Origin of the sequence: Bifidobacterium italicum (genome assembly GCF_002286915.1) — a bacterium.
In the GTDB taxonomy this organism is placed as follows: Bacteria; Actinomycetota; Actinomycetes; order Actinomycetales; family Bifidobacteriaceae; genus Bifidobacterium; species Bifidobacterium italicum.
In genome coordinates, this window is sequence record NZ_MVOG01000015.1 from 1 (window position 1) to 14,875 (window position 14,875).

General features: G+C 64.3%; 14 protein-coding genes, 1 other RNA gene and 1 pseudogene. 11 read left to right on the plus strand and 5 right to left on the minus strand.

The window, feature by feature from the left end:
* From B1400_RS09670 to leuA, 7 genes and pseudogenes are all read left to right on the plus strand, one after another.
* Positions 1 to 1,135, plus strand: a pseudogene (locus B1400_RS09670) (hypothetical protein); the annotation flags it as partial.
* Between the two features lie 23 nt (positions 1,136 to 1,158).
* On the plus strand, positions 1,159 to 1,761 hold the full coding sequence (gene recR, locus B1400_RS04825; protein ID WP_095613311.1) for a recombination mediator RecR: 603 nt from the start codon (positions 1,159 to 1,161) through the stop codon (positions 1,759 to 1,761).
* Positions 1,762 to 1,942: 181 nt separating this feature from the next.
* Positions 1,943 to 2,704, plus strand: a complete 762-nt coding sequence (locus B1400_RS04830) for an aspartate kinase (protein ID WP_095613312.1) — start codon at positions 1,943 to 1,945, stop codon at positions 2,702 to 2,704.
* Positions 2,705 to 2,764: 60 nt separating this feature from the next.
* The gene (locus B1400_RS04835) at positions 2,765 to 3,331 is read left to right on the plus strand and encodes an ACT domain-containing protein (RefSeq protein WP_024541658.1); all 567 of its coding nucleotides are present in this window, start codon (positions 2,765 to 2,767) and stop codon (positions 3,329 to 3,331) included.
* Positions 3,332 to 3,396: 65 nt separating this feature from the next.
* Positions 3,397 to 4,467: an aspartate-semialdehyde dehydrogenase gene (locus B1400_RS04840; protein ID WP_095613313.1), complete on the plus strand. Its 1,071-nt coding sequence runs from the start codon at positions 3,397 to 3,399 to the stop codon at positions 4,465 to 4,467.
* 274 nt (positions 4,468 to 4,741) lie between these two features.
* The gene (locus B1400_RS04845) at positions 4,742 to 5,362 is read left to right on the plus strand and encodes a DUF5701 family protein (RefSeq protein WP_095613335.1); all 621 of its coding nucleotides are present in this window, start codon (positions 4,742 to 4,744) and stop codon (positions 5,360 to 5,362) included.
* A 241-nt stretch (positions 5,363 to 5,603) separates the two neighbouring features.
* On the plus strand, positions 5,604 to 7,517 hold the full coding sequence (leuA, locus tag B1400_RS04850; protein WP_095613314.1) for a 2-isopropylmalate synthase: 1,914 nt from the start codon (positions 5,604 to 5,606) through the stop codon (positions 7,515 to 7,517).
* 67 nt (positions 7,518 to 7,584) lie between these two features.
* On the opposite strand, the gene B1400_RS04855 is transcribed toward leuA, so the two are convergent.
* The 4 genes from B1400_RS04855 to B1400_RS04870 all read right to left on the minus strand — a co-directional run bounded on the left by B1400_RS04855 (position 7,585) and on the right by B1400_RS04870 (position 10,031).
* Entirely contained in the window at positions 7,585 to 8,217 is a 633-nt protein-coding gene (locus B1400_RS04855) for an ABC transporter ATP-binding protein (RefSeq protein ID WP_095613315.1), read from the minus strand.
* Positions 8,218 to 8,244: 27 nt separating this feature from the next.
* Positions 8,245 to 8,760, minus strand: a complete 516-nt coding sequence (locus B1400_RS04860) for a hypothetical protein (RefSeq protein ID WP_133064623.1) — start codon at positions 8,758 to 8,760, stop codon at positions 8,245 to 8,247.
* 136 nt (positions 8,761 to 8,896) lie between these two features.
* Complete coding sequence (locus B1400_RS04865) at positions 8,897 to 9,361, minus strand: hypothetical protein (RefSeq protein ID WP_133064624.1); 465 nt, start codon at positions 9,359 to 9,361, stop codon at positions 8,897 to 8,899.
* A 10-nt stretch (positions 9,362 to 9,371) separates the two neighbouring features.
* Positions 9,372 to 10,031: an ABC transporter permease gene (locus B1400_RS04870; protein ID WP_095613318.1), complete on the minus strand. Its 660-nt coding sequence runs from the start codon at positions 10,029 to 10,031 to the stop codon at positions 9,372 to 9,374.
* A 245-nt stretch (positions 10,032 to 10,276) separates the two neighbouring features.
* Here B1400_RS04870 and B1400_RS04875 point away from each other — a divergent pair, with 245 nt between their 5' ends.
* Positions 10,277 to 10,609, plus strand: a complete 333-nt coding sequence (locus B1400_RS04875) for a response regulator (RefSeq protein WP_157909642.1) — start codon at positions 10,277 to 10,279, stop codon at positions 10,607 to 10,609.
* 118 nt (positions 10,610 to 10,727) lie between these two features.
* Entirely contained in the window at positions 10,728 to 10,877 is a 150-nt protein-coding gene (locus B1400_RS09675) for a hypothetical protein (RefSeq protein ID WP_157909643.1), read from the plus strand.
* A 118-nt stretch (positions 10,878 to 10,995) separates the two neighbouring features.
* Here the strand turns inward: B1400_RS09675 and B1400_RS04885 are convergent, their stop codons facing one another.
* A complete protein-coding gene (locus tag B1400_RS04885; RefSeq protein WP_095613321.1) occupies positions 10,996 to 13,302 on the minus strand; it encodes a transglycosylase domain-containing protein in 2,307 nt (768 codons plus the stop codon).
* Positions 13,303 to 13,503: 201 nt separating this feature from the next.
* Here B1400_RS04885 and B1400_RS04890 point away from each other — a divergent pair, with 201 nt between their 5' ends.
* Positions 13,504 to 14,646, plus strand: coding sequence for an inositol-3-phosphate synthase (locus B1400_RS04890; protein WP_095613322.1), 1,143 nt, complete (start codon positions 13,504 to 13,506; stop codon positions 14,644 to 14,646).
* 123 nt (positions 14,647 to 14,769) lie between these two features.
* Positions 14,770 to 14,866: signal recognition particle sRNA small type (ffs, locus tag B1400_RS04895), an RNA gene on the plus strand.
* The last annotated feature ends 9 nt before the right edge of the window (positions 14,867 to 14,875 follow it).

Below are 14,875 nucleotides of genomic sequence, written 5' to 3' on the forward strand. Positions count from 1 at the left end.
GGCGATGCACGCGGCCTCCCAGGCGCAGCGGATCGCCGAGGCCGGAGCACAGCAGCGGCCTGCGCCGCTCAACGGCACGCCGGATGAGCTGTGGGACGGTCTGGTGGCGTCGCTGCCCGCCGATGTGCGCACCTATGTGGACCGTGTCAGGGTGCCGCGCATCAAGTTCGCCCCCGACCGGCGCACCGGCGGCCGCAAACTGATGATCAAGTTCGGCACGCCGATGGACAAGTACGCGTTCGCGCTCGCCGTGAGCAAGGAAAGCGTCGACGGCAGGACCGAGGTCACCGACATCGTGCGCGCCGGGGTGCACCGCGTCTTCGGCCCCGATGTGCGGCTCGCGCCGACGCCGACGATGGAGGACGGTCAGACGGCGCCTCCGTTCAAGCAGCTGCCGCCTGACCAGCAGCAGCGCATCAAGGCGCAGCTGGCGAAGGAGAACCTGCAGGCGACGCTCAAGGCGCAGCTCGGCCGCGCTTCGGCCGAACAGGCGGCCCCGTCGCCGGCCGACGGCGACGGGGCGGCGGCGGCCGACGACGCCGTGCACCGAGGCGCGCCTGCGCAGCATCCGGGCGACGACTACGACCCGTGGGCGAATCCCAAACCGGCGGCCGCTCCCTTCGCGGCGCCGTCGGACTTCCATGACGGCGGGACGCGGTCCATGCAGCCGGCTCCGGCGCCTGCGCAAGAGACACAGCATCCGCAACGCTCCGACGCGCATGCGCCGCTGACGGCGCCGTCGCCGAACGGTGCGGCCGCGTCGATGGCCGAAGCCGGCATCGATCCCTGGGCCTACCGCGACGACGAACCGGCGCATATCGATTTCAGCCGCGTCTCGTCGATCGAGCAGGAGGCGGCGCAGGACCGTCGCGGCCAGCAGGCCGCGCCGGCCGATCCGTGGGGCCATCTTGATGATGCGGCACCGGCGCCTGCGCCGGCCGAGGCCGCCGCTGACGTGCAACCCGAGCGCCCGCAGGTCGATCCGGAGGAGGACGAATACTCGATCAACGACGAATCGCTGGCCTCGTCCCAGACGATGAGCGTCGACGAGGTCAAGGAATTATTCGATGTGAAGTCTGTTGAAGAGTTCGCGGCGGACGATCCGAGGAACCCGCGCAATCAGCAGGCGCACTGAACGGCCCGCCGAGGAGGGACAGCATGGCATTGGCATACGACGGCGCGATCCAGCGCCTCATCGACGCGTTCTCGAGTCTGCCCGGCATCGGGCCGAAGGGTGCGCAGCGCATCGCGTTCTACGTGCTCGGCGCACCGGACGAGGAGGCGCAGCGGCTCGTCGAATCGATCACCGAGGTCAAGCAGAAGGTCCGGTTCTGCGACGTGTGCGGCAACGTCTGCGAGACGAGCCCGTGCGCGATTTGCGCCGACCCCCGCCGCGACCGCGGCACGATTTGCGTAGTCGAGGAGCCGAAGGACGTCATGAGCATCGAGCGCACGCGCGAATACCGCGGCCTCTACCATGTGCTCGGCGGCGCGATCAACCCGATGGCCAACGTCGGACCGAACGACCTCAACATCGCGCAGCTGCTCAACCGATTGCAGACCGACGAGGTCAAGGAGATCATCGTCGCGCTCAACCCGAACATCGAAGGCGAGGCGACGACGACGTACCTGAGCCGGCTGCTCACGCCGCTCGACGTGAAGGTGACGCGGCTGGCGAGCGGACTGCCCGTCGGCGGCGACCTCGAATACGCCGACGAGATCACGCTGTCGCGCGCGCTCGAAGGGCGCCGCGAGGTCTGAACGCGCCGCGCGCCGCACATCCGGCGCCCCGCGAGCGCCAAACCGGGCGTTTCGTATTCTGGGAAGGCGCCTCGGCGTCGCGCGGGCGCGTTCATATAATGATCGAGCTTCCTGCGTACACTGGGCACAGTCGCGGGTCCCATTGCGTACAACAGACAGACACAGAGAAGATTGGATAGTTGTGGCTCTTATCGTGCAGAAATACGGTGGTTCGTCCGTCGCCGACGCCGACTCGATCAAGCGCGTGGCACGACGCATCATCGAAACGAAGAACGCCGGCAACGATGTGGCGGTCGTCGTCTCCGCCATGGGCGACACGACCGATGACCTCATCGACCAGGCGCTGAGCATCGACTCCGATCCGCCGGCCCGCGAAATGGACATGCTGATGACCGCCGGCGAGCGCATCTCGATGAGCCTGCTCGCGATGGCGATCCACGCCGCCGGCTCCCACGCATACTCGTTTACCGGCTCGCAGGCCGGATTCATGACCGACGCCCAGTTCGGCGCCGCGCATATTCGCGCCGTCAAGCCGGATCGCGTGCGCCGTGCGCTCGACCTCGGCAGCGTCGCGATCGTCGCCGGTTTCCAGGGGCGCAACGAACGCGGCGACGCGACGACGCTCGGCCGCGGCGGCTCGGACACCTCGGCCGTCGCGCTCGCGGTGGCCCTCGGCGCCGACATCTGCGAGATCTACACCGACGTGGACGGCATCTTCACCGCCGATCCGCGCATCGTGCCGACCGCGCGCCGCATCCCGTCGATCGGCTACGACGAGATCCTCGAGATGTCCTCGTGCGGCTCGAAGGTGCTCGCGCTGCGCTGCGTCGAATATGCGCAGCGTTTCAAGATGCCGCTGCATGTGCGCAGCTCGTTCTCCCACCGTTCCGGAACGCTCGTCGTTCCCGACGGCGTCGATCCGAACACGCTGCCGAACATCTGATGCCGGCGACCGACTTCCGACCAATCCAACCACGCAACACCCACGGAGAGCAAAAGAACCATGAATGAGCACGAAGACAAGTCGATGGGCGATCTGTTTCCCGACCTCGGCCAGGAGACGCCGATCATCTCCGGCGTCGCGCACGACAGCAGCGAATCGCTGGCGACCGTCCGCGGCGTCGCCGACGAGCCGGGCATGGCCGCCCGCGTGTTCGAACGTCTCGCCGAGATCGGCGTGAACGTCGACATGATCGTGCAGGCCGGCGCCTCGACCGGCACCGCCGACATCTCGTTCACCGTGCCGGGCAAGGACGCGCAGCGCGTGCGCGAGGTGCTGATCCAGGAGCAGGACAACCTCGGCTACAACTCCTTCGACCTCAACCCGAACGTGGGCAAGGTGGCCGTCGTCGGCGTCGGCATGAAGACGCACTCCGGTCTCGCCGCGCGCTTCTTCAAGGCGCTCAGCGAGAAAGGCATCAACGTGCTGATGATCTCGACCTCCGAGATCCGCATCGCCGCGCTCGTTCCGCTCGACCAGCTCAACGAGGCCGTCAAGGCGCTGCACACGGCGTACGGACTGGACGCGCAGAAGGTGGAGGCCGTCGTCTACGGCGGCACCGGCCGCTGACGGCGTCGACGGCCGCACAGACAACCCCAACGGCAGAAACTACGGCATAACTAAGGAGCCGGCAAATGGTACAAATCAACGAACGTGGCGTCAACGTGGCCGTTCTCGGCGCGACCGGACAGGTCGGCATGGTCATGCGCCGTGTGCTCGACGAACGCGACTTCCCGGTCAAGGACCTGCGTTTCCTCGCTTCCGCGCATTCGGCGGGCCAGGTGCTCAACTGGCGCGGCCATGACATCGTCGTCGAGGATGTGGCGACCGCCGACCTGAACGGCATCGACATCGCGATCTTCTCCGCCGGCGGCGGCACGTCGAAGGTGTGGGCGCCGAAGTTCGCCGAAGCCGGCGCCTACGTCATCGACAACTCGTCGCAGTGGCGCATGCATGACGATGTGCCGCTCGTCGTCGCCGAAGTCAATCCGGACGATCTCGACGAGATCCCGTCCGGCATCGTCTCGAATCCGAACTGCACGACGATGGCGATCATGCCGGTGCTCAAGCCGCTGTCCGACGCGTTCGGACTCAAGCGGCTCATCGTGAGCTCCTACCAGGCCGTCTCCGGCGCGGGCCGCGCGGGCGTCGAGCAGCTGATGAACGAGGCGAAGGCCGCCGTCGAGCAGGGCGCGGACAAGCTCGTCTTCGGCGGCGACGCCATCGACTTCCCGGAGCCGACGAAGGTCGCGCGCACGATCGCATTCAACGAGGTCCCGTTCATCGGCGACATCGTCGACGACGGCTCAGAGGAGACCGACGAGGAGCAGAAGCTGCGCAACGAAAGCCGCAAGATCCTGCATCTGCCCGATCTCAAGGCCTCGTGCACCTGCGTGCGCGTCGGCGTCTTCACGTCGCACGGCATGAGCGTCAACGCCGAATTCGAGCAGGACGTCACGCCGGAGCAGGCGCGTGAGGTGCTCGAGCAGGCGGACGCCGTCGAACTCGTCGACATCCCGACCGCGCAGCTCGCCGCCGGCAAGACGCCGAGCTTCGTCGGCCGCATCCGTCAGGATCAGGCCGTCGACGGCAACAAGGGCCTCGCGTTCTTCGTGACGAACGACAATCTGCGCAAGGGCGCGGCGCTCAACGCCGTCGAACTCGCCGAGATCGTCGCGAACAAGCATTTCGCCGATCAGCTCTGACAAGCGGCTGACGGCCGGAGGGGAGGCGCACGTCATATGGCGTGCGCCTCCCTTTTTGCTTTGTCCGCGGATGGTTGCGATCGTCGTGGGTGCGCTCTGCGACGGAGACGTTCGCTGAGAAGGGCGTTTGCGATCGTTCCGGGTGCGCTCTGCGTAGGATGCGTTCGCGGAGCGGTCCGTTTGCGATCGTCCCGGGTGCATGGCGTAAGCGTGCGGTTCGCTGCCGCGCCCGCTCGCGCCATGCGCGAACAGGCGGCGGGCTATGCTGGGAAGCATGTCAAAGGCATCGATCACCGCGCAGCAACAGTTGGACCGCATCGTCGCGCTGGGATATCCGGACGTCGCCGACATGAGCGACGCATCGTTCCGCGCGCTCGCGCAGCCGCTCATCGCCGCGCTCGAGGGCAGCGACCTGGGCGAGGACATCCTGCTCGTGCCGACGCGCGAACTCGTCTCGCCGGAATCGCTGATTGCGCGCACGAGCATCAACCGCATGGCCGGGTTCACGACGATGCCGCCGCGAGACATCGCCAGTTTCCTGCCGACCGACGGCTTCGAGCCGCCGGAGGGCCCGTTCTATCTCGTCGTCGAGCCGCACACCGGCACCTGCTACGTCAACCGCGAGCCCGACGTCGCGCGCAAGCTCATCGAATCGGATGAGCGCATCCCGTTGACGCTCGAGGAAGGGCTCGCGATCGCGACGCAGCATCCGGAATGGCTGCTCGAGAAGAACGGCTTCAACCTGCTCGGCTCGCGCAGTGCGGACGGCCGCGTCCCGAGCATCTGGATGAGCCAGAACGCTCCGCGTCTGGGCGCCGTCTGGCCGAACTCACGGCACACCTGGCTCGGCAACGCCTACTGCATGGCGCGCCGCGGCGTCAACCTCATCAATTGATCCGGACCGGCTCGGCGAATCCGCCGATCACCCTCCTTCACCGTGCCGCCTATACCTGAAGAATGTAAACAAGCTGGGGAAAATGGCCGGATTGTGGACGTTTCTCCACGATTGCCTCGGTAGGCTTTATAGGGTAGGACGATATGCACGACCGTGCATAGCCACGATGTGAACACATCTGTGGACATATCGTGGAAACGACTGGACTCACAGTTTCGAAACACTCACAGAAGGAGGAGAGATGGGTCAGGATCATTCGTCCGTGTTTGATCTCGCCGCAGTGGCCGCGGCTTCCAACGGAGGGAACAACGACCCGCTGCTGCCTCCGGCACGTTTTATCGGCGCCCCGCAGAAGCCCAGCTCGATGCCGTACACGAAGTACGTCGCATACGACAAGCAGGTGCCGTTTGACTACCCGGAGCGCACGTGGCCGGGCAAACGACTTACCCGTGCGCCCCGCTGGTGCTCGGTCGACCTGCGCGACGGCAACCAGGCGCTCGTCAACCCGATGGACTCCGACCGCAAGCTGCGGTTCTGGAACATGCTCGTCGAAATGGGCTACAAGGAGATCGAGGTCGGCTTCCCGAGCGCGTCCGAAACCGACTACGACTTCATCCGCATGCTCATCGAACGTGAGCTCATCCCCGACGACGTGACGATCGTCGTGCTCACGCAGGCGCGCGAGCATCTCATCCGCAAGACCTACGAATGCCTCAAGGGCGTCAAGCGCGCGATCGTGCACTTCTACAACTCCGTCTCGGTGCTGCAGCGCGAGGTCGTCTTCCGCAAGGAGAAGGACGCGATCAAGAAGCTCGCGACCGATGCGGCCGCGCTGTGCAAGGAGCTCGAGGCAGACGCCGAGGGCGTCGACCTCTACTACGAGTACTCGCCGGAATCCTTCACCGGCACCGAGCCCGAGTACGCCGTCGAGGTGTGCAACGCCGTCATCGACGTCATCAAGCCGACTCCCGAGCATCCGATGATCATCAACCTGCCGGCGACCGTCGAGATGACGACGCCGAACGTCTTCGCCGACGAGGTGGAGTACGTCTCGAACAATCTGCAGGACCGCGACGCGATCGTGCTTTCGCTGCACCCGCACAACGACGAGGGCATGGGCGTCGCGGCGGCCGAGCTCGGCATGCTCGCCGGCGCGGACCGCATCGAAGGCTGCCTGCTCGGCAACGGCGAGCGCACCGGCAACGTCGATCTCGTCACGCTCGGCCTCAACCTGCTCACGCAGGGCATCGACCCGCAGATCGATCTGTCCGACATCCCGCAGATCCGCCGCACCGTCGAATACTGCAACCAGATCAAGATCTCCGAGCGGCACCCCTACGCCGGCAACTTCGTGTTCACGGCGTTCTCGGGTTCGCATCAGGACGCGATCAAGAAGGGTCTCGAGGCCCGCGAGGTGGCCGCCGACATGGCCGGCGCCGAGCTGGAGAATTTCGTGTGGCTCGTGCCGTATCTGCCGATCGATCCGAAGGACATCGGCCGCTCCTACGAGGCGATCATCCGCGTCAACTCGCAGTCCGGCAAGGGCGGCATGGCCTACCTGCTCAAGGCGAACCACAACCTCGACCTGCCGAAGAAGCTGCAGGTCGAGTTCGAGCGCGTCGTGCAGCAGCATGCGGACGCGACGAAGAAGGAGGTCAAGGACGAGGACATCTGGCACCTGTTCAAGGACGAGTACCTGCCCGTCGAGGAGGCCGGCACGACCGAGGCCGGCGCCGTCGTCGGCGACCGGCAGGACGCATCGCTCGAACAGTGGGGCCGTCTCAAGCTGCTCAAGGTGAGCCTGTCCTCGGGCGAGGACGGCTCGGACACGACGCTCAACGCGACCGTGCTCGACCGTGGTCTCAACGTCGGGACCGACCCGGAGGAGGTCCGCGAGATCTCCGGCACCGGCAACGGACCGATCGACGCGTTCCTCGACGCCGTCAAGGTGCTCGGCGTCGACGCGACTGTGCTCGACTACGCCGAGCATACGCTGTCGGTCGGCACCGACGCGCGCGCCGCCTCCTACGTCGAGTGCGAGATCGCGCTCGAGGACGGCGAGACGAGCGTCGTCTGGGGCGTCGGCATCGATTCGTCGATCGTGACGAGCTCGCTCAAGGCGATCATCTCCGCCGTCAACCGCTCCGCGCGCTGAATGGCGTGATATAAGAAAGGCGGCCGCCGGGCTTTGCGCTCGGCGGCCGCCTTTCGCGCAATGGGCGTCATCCTTCGGTGAGCATGCCGTCGGCCATATGGTAGAAGTGGTCGGCGATCTGCTGCAGTTCTTCGCTGTGATGACTTGCGATGACGACGGTATTGCCCTTATCTCGCTGCCGTGCCATCTCCTCGAGGAACACCTGAACTGAATGTTCATCCAAACCGTTGGTGGGTTCGTCGAGCAGGATGAGACGCTGATGTTCCATCAACGCCTGCACGATCGCCAATTTCTGGCGCATGCCCAGGGAATACGACTTCACCTTTTCCCGCTCGTGACCTTTGAGGCCGAACAGTGAGAGCAGTCTGTCTGTCTCCGTGGAGTCGAAATCATGATTGATGCCGGCGAGATACTGCAGATTGTCCATCGCCGTCTCATAGGGGAGGAACCCCGGTTCCTCGATGATGACGCCGACCGCTTCGGGCAGTCTGCGGTTGAACTCCACCGGCTGGCCGTTGATGAGCACCTGTCCGGTAGTAGGGCGAATGAAACCGCAGATCGCACGCAGCAGCATCGTCTTGCCTGACCCGTTGGGCCCGACGATGCCGTAGATGGCGCCGTGCTCGAACTGCGCGTTGACATCGCGCAGAATCGGCTTGTGTTTGATGATCTTGGAGAGATGATTGATTGCGACATGCATGAGGATGCTCCTTTCGAGATGAGTACGTCAGCGTATTTCCAATCTGCTGAACAGCAGCAGAACGGCGCCTGAGAAGATCGTGGCCAGCAATGCGCATAGCGGTAACCCGTGAGATGGCTGTGCGAACCATACAAGCACGGGGGAGACGGCGGCGACCATCGCATACAGCGTGATGGCCGCCAGATACCCGTAGGCGGTGACTTCGGCGAGATGGTCGGCGTCGATGATGAGGATCAGCGTCAGCGATGTCAGCATCGCACATGCGGCGCCGGGAACCAGCGTGGCCGTCTCTGTAGGCCGTATGGCGAGCGCCACGGCGAGTTCTACGCCGCACAGCATCGCACAATAGAGGACGAGCATGACCAGATAGGCGACGAAATGACCGACGGTGCGTGGACGGCGCACATATACCAGATAATCCGGTGACGCAAGGAAATCGAGAGGGCCGCTCAACGGCAGCGCGACGGCCGTCGTCATGAATGCGATGGGCAGTAGATTCGTCAGCAGTGCAGGCGCGCTCGGATCGTCGGATGGGCGTGCCATGCCGATGAATATGGCGTGGTCATGCGGCGATGAGTAATACGCGTATGTCACGATGGCGAGCAGCGTCAGCAACAGCAAACGCATGCCAAGACGTGCACAGGACGCCGCGCGCAGTCGGCCGAATATGACATGCATGTCATATCTCCAATCGATCACGATGCTCGAAGACTGTGACAATCGTCAGAATCATGACGATGCAGTAACCGATGAACGGCAGCAGCTGCTGAACGAGGATGATGTTCCAATCGAAACTGATCGGATACCAGAAGAAGCATACGTACCGTTGGATGTTGCCGTCGAGCGGCAATAACATCCATTCGACTAGCACAAAGAATGCGATGAGTATGGTGGTCCCATATGCCCAAGGCAGGCCGCAGACGGCGAGCAGCATATTGAGCAACGCCAATGACATGTTCATCATGGATGTGAGAACAATGGCGATGAGCAGCAATGTGATGTCATCTGCCCATGGTGGCCCTACCCGAGCAGATACAACGATGGCGAACAACACTACGCCGCCGACAGCGGCTGCCAGAGAGATGAGTATGATACGGCACAGATTCGCGGTCAGTTGTGTGCGGGGATCATGGCGGACAAGCACGAAGGCGCGATCACAGCAGGCTCAATGTAAATGGCACAAGCAATTCCATGTGACGACGCCGGATGAACAACGAATTGGAGATGGCCAGCGTGGCGAACAGTCCGGAAATCACGAAGACAAGCAGGCAAATGACGGCGACACATAACCACTGATTACGCTCGTACAGTGGATACGCCCATGATTTCGATGAAACGAGTACATAGCGGTTGAGGTACAGACCTGTTTCATCCCATTCGGTGCCTTCAATGAAATTCATATGAGGATTGATGATGCCCATGATGAGCATGTTGAGCGCCAACGGCATCAGACCGCCAATGCCGCCGAGCAGAAAACCTGCGCAGAGGGACGAGCACAGGAATATCGGGCGGTCGCAGCGACTGATGACGAAAGGCGCACGCTTCCAATGCCGTTCTTCGGCGACGAGGCTGCCGCCGAGCAGGGCCGCCAAAAAAGGCATCAGGAACAGATACAGTCCGGCACCGCTGCCGAACTGGCTGAACAGCATGACGCCCGCGAGGAAAGTGGGCTCATGATCGTACAGCACAAAACTGGCTCGGTGAGTCGTCCACCATTGCACGACGATCATGCCGACTGACAGCACGATGATGATTGCCATGCGCCCGCTCAATAGATTGCTGCGCAGCTGGCGGCGAATGATGGATCCGTTCATGGCAATCTCCTCAAGAGCCCGGATGACGGTAATGAAAGATATGCGTCAGCGTACGGGCATCGGCATGGCAAGCCAAAGCCATGTAAAGAAAACACTACATGGCTGCGTTGTGGGCATCCGGCGGCGACGATGGAGGAGCGTGAGCTACAATGCCGGTACACAGTGCGCGCAGACGGATGCGCCGCGCCAACTCGGCAATGAACGCCGAGAGAGAAGGATGAACGTCTCGGATGGGGAGGGGAGACATGGCGATACCAGTGCTTGCCGTCATCGACAACGATGCATGGGCATTGCAGACGATCACACAGTGGCTGAAGGCGCAGCCGTGGCAATGCACATTGGCATGGGCCACCACATCCTGCGCGCAGGCGGTGCACGGGTGCCTGTACGCGAAACCGGATGTGGATGTGCTGCTCGTGGATATGGCGCTCGGCGCGATGAGCGGTCCGAGTCTATGCAAGGCCATCCGTATGCAGTCGTCACGGCCGACGGTGCTCGGCATGACCGCGTTCGATCCGGAACTGTTTCGTCACGTCCGGCGCCGACCGCATCGCCGCGCTCGACGGGCTGATCCATGAACTGTTCGGCAACCTGATCAAATACGCCGACGCCGCGCGTCCCTTCGTCTGTGCCGTGGACGTTCAGGGGGACACGCTGTACGTGTCGTGGTGCAATACGCGCGCCGCATATCCGAATATGACGGTTTCCTCGGGTTCGGGCATCGCCGTATGCCGACGGTTGTTCGAGCAATGCGGCGGGGCGCTCGCGGCCGGAGCCGGCGACGGCGACCTGTGGTGCGTCGAGGCGTCGATGCCGCTGCGTGACGCCTCGACGATGCGTCGCTGAGCTGGACCGATGCTTCCTCCCACGACGAGGGGCGCTCCGTTCGATGTGTTCGAACGGAGCGCCCCTCGTCGCCATCCGGCGCAGTCGCGGCGACCGCGCCGGATCATCCGATGATCGGCTAATGGCCTGACTGCTGTTGCGATTCGGCCGTCGGTTGTGTGGTCGGCTCGGTCGGTTCCGCGGGCGTGGCCGGCTGCGTCGGCTGCGGCTGCGTCGGCGTGGGCGTCGGCTGCGTCGGCTGCTGCGGCTCGGTCGTCGGCTTGTCGTTCGGTGTCGCCGACGATGACGTGCTCGGCGTCGGCGAAGCGCTCTGCGACGCCGATTCGCTCGGTGAAGCGCTCGGCGCGATCGTGTTCTGCCCCTGATTCGTCGTCGGCGCGCGCGATCCGCCCAGACCCCAGTCGCCGTCCGGGCCGCCGATCTTGCCGTTGTCGACGGCGGCCGGGAACTGCTCGACCGGCATGTCGGCGACGGCCGTCGACATGAACTCGGCGAACAGATGCGCCGGATAGCCGGTCGAGGAGACGCCGTAGCCGGCGAAGGACGGCACGACGAGGTTCTCGCCGTTCTCACCCGGATTCCAGATCGCCCACACGTTCATCAGCTGCGGCGTGTAGCCGACGAAGCTCGCCGCCGTCTCGTCGTTCGCGGTGCCGGATTTGCCGGCGACCGGACGGCCGAGCTGCGCGGAGACGCCGGCGGCGGTGCCGTAGGTCGTCGTGCCGAGCATCGCGTTCTGCGTGAGCGCGCAGACGTTCTCGTCGAAGACCTTCTTCGGTTCCGGATTCGCCTTGTACATGTCCTTGTCGTCCTTCGTGACGTGGTCGACGATGTGCAGCGTGTTCTTCGTGCCGTTGTTCGCGATCGTCGAGTGGCCCTGCGCGAGGTCCCAGACGGTCAGCGAGTTGATGCCGAGGATGTTGTAGAGCGTGTCCTCCTGGATGTCGCCGGTGATGCCGGCGTCGTGCGCGATCTGCGCGTAGCGTTTCGGCGTCAGATGCTCGTTGACGTTCATGAACACGGTGTTCACCGAGTTCGCCGTCGCCTGGTTGAGGTTGATCGTGCCCCAGCTGATGCCGAGCGCGTTCGGCACCTCGGCGAAGGTGCCCGGCATCGTCTCGAAGCGTTCCGGCGAATTGCCGTTGAACAGCGTCTGGAAGCTCACGTCGTCCTGCGCGGCGCCGATGAGGCCGAAGGGCTTCATCGTCGATCCGGGCTGGAACGTCGACTGCGTCGCGTTGTTGAGCTGCTGCTTGAGGTAGTCCTGCCCCGCGTACATCGCGCGCACCGAGCCGCTGCTCTGGTCGACGGCGACGCCGCCCACCTGCAGCGTTTCGGGCATGCCTTCGGGCCGTTCGTCGCCGACCTGTTGCATGCGGTCCTGCATCGCCTTGTCGAGCGTCGTGATGACCTTGTAGCCGCCGGTCTCCAGCTCGTCCTTCGTGAAGGCCTTGTTGTTCGTCAGCTCCGTCTCGACCGTCGACAGGATGTAGCCGGTCGGCCCCGCGTAGTCATTGCTGGGTACGTACTCCTTGACTTCGGGGAACTTCGCGTCGGCGGCCTGCTGGGCGGTCAGGTAGCCGTCGTCCTTCATGATGTCGATGACGCGCTCGAAGCGCTTCTGCGCCTGCTGCGGATTGACGGCCGGGTCCCAGGTGCTCGGCGCCGGGATGATGCCGGCGATCATCGCGGCCTCGGAGGGCGTGAGGTCCTTCGCGTCCTTGCCGAAGTACGCCTGAGCGGCGGCCTGGATGCCGTAGGCGCCGCGGCCCAGATAGATCGTGTTCATGTAGTTGCACAGCACCTCGGACTTGTCCTGCGAGTTCGCGATCTTCATCGCGAGGATCGCCTCGCGGATCTTGCCGGCGTAGGACGTCGTTTCGCCCAGATAGTAGCGTTCCGCGTACTGCTGCGTGATCGTCGAACCGCCTTGGCGGGTGCCCTTCGTCAGGTTGTTGTACAGCGCGCGCGCCATGCCGGTGATGTCGATGCCCTTGTTCGTCCAGAACGAACGGTCCTCGGATGCGACGATCGCGTTGCCGACGTAGTCGGGCAGCGTCGAGCAGTTGACGATCTCTCGGTTCTGTTCGGAGAACGAGCCGATCGGCGTCGTGCCGTCGCTGTAGTAGACGGTCGTCTTTTCGGCGAGCGCGATCTTCTCCGGCTGCGGGATGTCGGTCGTCGCATACAGATAGGCGAACGCTCCGATGCCGAGGGCGAGGATGCCGCCGACGACGCCGAGCAGGATCTTCCACCACAGGCCCTTGTGCTTTTTCCTCGGGTCCTTGTTGTTCTTCGGCGCGCGATGGTTCCTGCGCGCGCCGGCGGGGCCCGCCGATGTCTTTCTCGCGTTCGGGGAGCCGGACGACGCTTTGCGCGCGCCGGCCGCCGCGCCCGAACGTACGGTACGTGTCTGTGAAGCCATGCTGTCCACGGTAATCGGCGTACCTGAAAAACCGCCGCCGCTTCGCCGGAGGGCGCATCGGGGGGCGCCGACTACGACGGCGTAGGTTTTTCCTGCATACACGGTAACGTTAGTGTCTTGAGTTCCTTTGGCAGGCCGCCGCGGGCAATGCGCGGTATGCTGAAAGGCGAACAACGCACGCAACTAGAGGAGTCATTTTTCATGAGCATTCGCGTGGCTATCGCCGGTGTGGGCAATTGCGCCTCGTCACTGGTGCAGGGTGTCGAATACTACAAGGACACCAAGGATGAGGACAAGATCCCTGGACTGATGCACAACAACTTCGGCGGCTACCGTGTGCGCGACATCGAGTTCGTCACCGCGTTCGACGTCGACGCCGACAAGGTCGGCAAGGATCTGTCCGAGGCGATCTTCTCGTCGCAGAACAACACGATCAAGTTCTCCGACGTGCCGAATCTGGGCGTCGAGGTGCTGCGCGGACCGACGCTCGACGGTCTCGGCGAGTACTACCGTGAGATGATCGAGGAGTCGGACAAGGAACCGGTCGACGTCGCCCAGGTGCTGCGCGACAACAAGGTCGACGTCCTCGTCTCCTATCTGCCGGTCGGCTCCGAGGAGGCCGACAAGGCGTATGCGCAGGCCGCGATGGACGCCGGTTGCGCGTTCGTCAACTGCCTGCCGGTGTTCATCGCCTCCGATCCGGAGTGGGCGCAGAAGTTCCGTGACGCCGGCGTCCCGATCATCGGCGACGACATCAAGAGCCAGGTCGGCGCGACGATCACGCACCGTGTGCTCGCCCGCCTGTTCGAGGACCGCGGCGTGCATCTCGACCGCACCTACCAGCTCAACGTCGGCGGCAACATGGACTTCATGAACATGCTGCAGCGTTCGCGCCTCGAATCGAAGAAGATCTCGAAGACGCGCGCCGTCACGTCGATCGTCCCCCACGAGATGGATCCGTACAACGTCCATATCGGCCCGTCCGACTACGTCGCATGGCTCGACGACCGCAAGTTCGCGTTCGTCCGCCTCGAGGGCACGACCTTCGGCGACGTCCCGCTGAGCCTCGAGTACAAGCTCGAGGTGTGGGATTCGCCGAATTCGGCCGGCATCGTCATCGACGCCGTGCGCGCCGCGAAGATCGCGCTCGACCGCGGCCTCGCCGGCCCGGTGCTCGCGCCGTCCTCCTACTTCATGAAGTCCCCGGCCGTGCAGCACGAGGACAATGAGGCGCGCCAGCTCGTCGAGGAGTTCATCGCCGGCAACGTCGAGGCGAACGAGGCCGAGCTCGACGCCGACGTCGCCAAGGCGAAGGCCGACGGCAAGGACGTCTGGAAGGCCTGAGCCTGCGACGTCGCCGTCCGACGGCCGTCGACGAGAGGCCGCCCACGCCCCCGTGGCGTGGGCGGCCTCACCATGTGGCACCGCATGCCGTGTGTCACGGTGTCCGGGCATGGTGTACACTGATGAATGCCTCCGCGTGGCACTACGTCACCCAATCCCCCCAGGGCAGGAATGCAGCAAGGGTAAGTGGCCTCTGGTGGGTGCGCGGAGGTTTTTCCGTACCTGCGGA

Coding starts and splice junctions, on each gene's coding strand:
- B1400_RS04845 (WP_095613335.1), top strand. CDS start 4,742: ATGTCAAAGGCATCGATCACCGCGCAGCAACAGTTGGACCGCATCGTC.
- B1400_RS04835 (WP_024541658.1), top strand. CDS start 2,765: ATGAATGAGCACGAAGACAAGTCGATGGGCGATCTGTTTCCCGACCTC.
- B1400_RS04855 (WP_095613315.1), bottom strand. CDS start 8,217: ATGCATGTCGCAATCAATCATCTCTCCAAGATCATCAAACACAAGCCG.
- B1400_RS09675 (WP_157909643.1), top strand. CDS start 10,728: ATGACGGTTTCCTCGGGTTCGGGCATCGCCGTATGCCGACGGTTGTTC.
- B1400_RS04875 (WP_157909642.1), top strand. CDS start 10,277: ATGGCGATACCAGTGCTTGCCGTCATCGACAACGATGCATGGGCATTG.
- B1400_RS04840 (WP_095613313.1), top strand. CDS start 3,397: ATGGTACAAATCAACGAACGTGGCGTCAACGTGGCCGTTCTCGGCGCG.
- B1400_RS04870 (WP_095613318.1), bottom strand. CDS start 10,031: ATGAACGGATCCATCATTCGCCGCCAGCTGCGCAGCAATCTATTGAGC.
- B1400_RS04860 (WP_133064623.1), bottom strand. CDS start 8,760: ATGGCACGCCCATCCGACGATCCGAGCGCGCCTGCACTGCTGACGAAT.
- B1400_RS04885 (WP_095613321.1), bottom strand. CDS start 13,302: ATGGCTTCACAGACACGTACCGTACGTTCGGGCGCGGCGGCCGGCGCG.
- leuA (WP_095613314.1), top strand. CDS start 5,604: ATGGGTCAGGATCATTCGTCCGTGTTTGATCTCGCCGCAGTGGCCGCG.
- B1400_RS04890 (WP_095613322.1), top strand. CDS start 13,504: ATGAGCATTCGCGTGGCTATCGCCGGTGTGGGCAATTGCGCCTCGTCA.
- recR (WP_095613311.1), top strand. CDS start 1,159: ATGGCATTGGCATACGACGGCGCGATCCAGCGCCTCATCGACGCGTTC.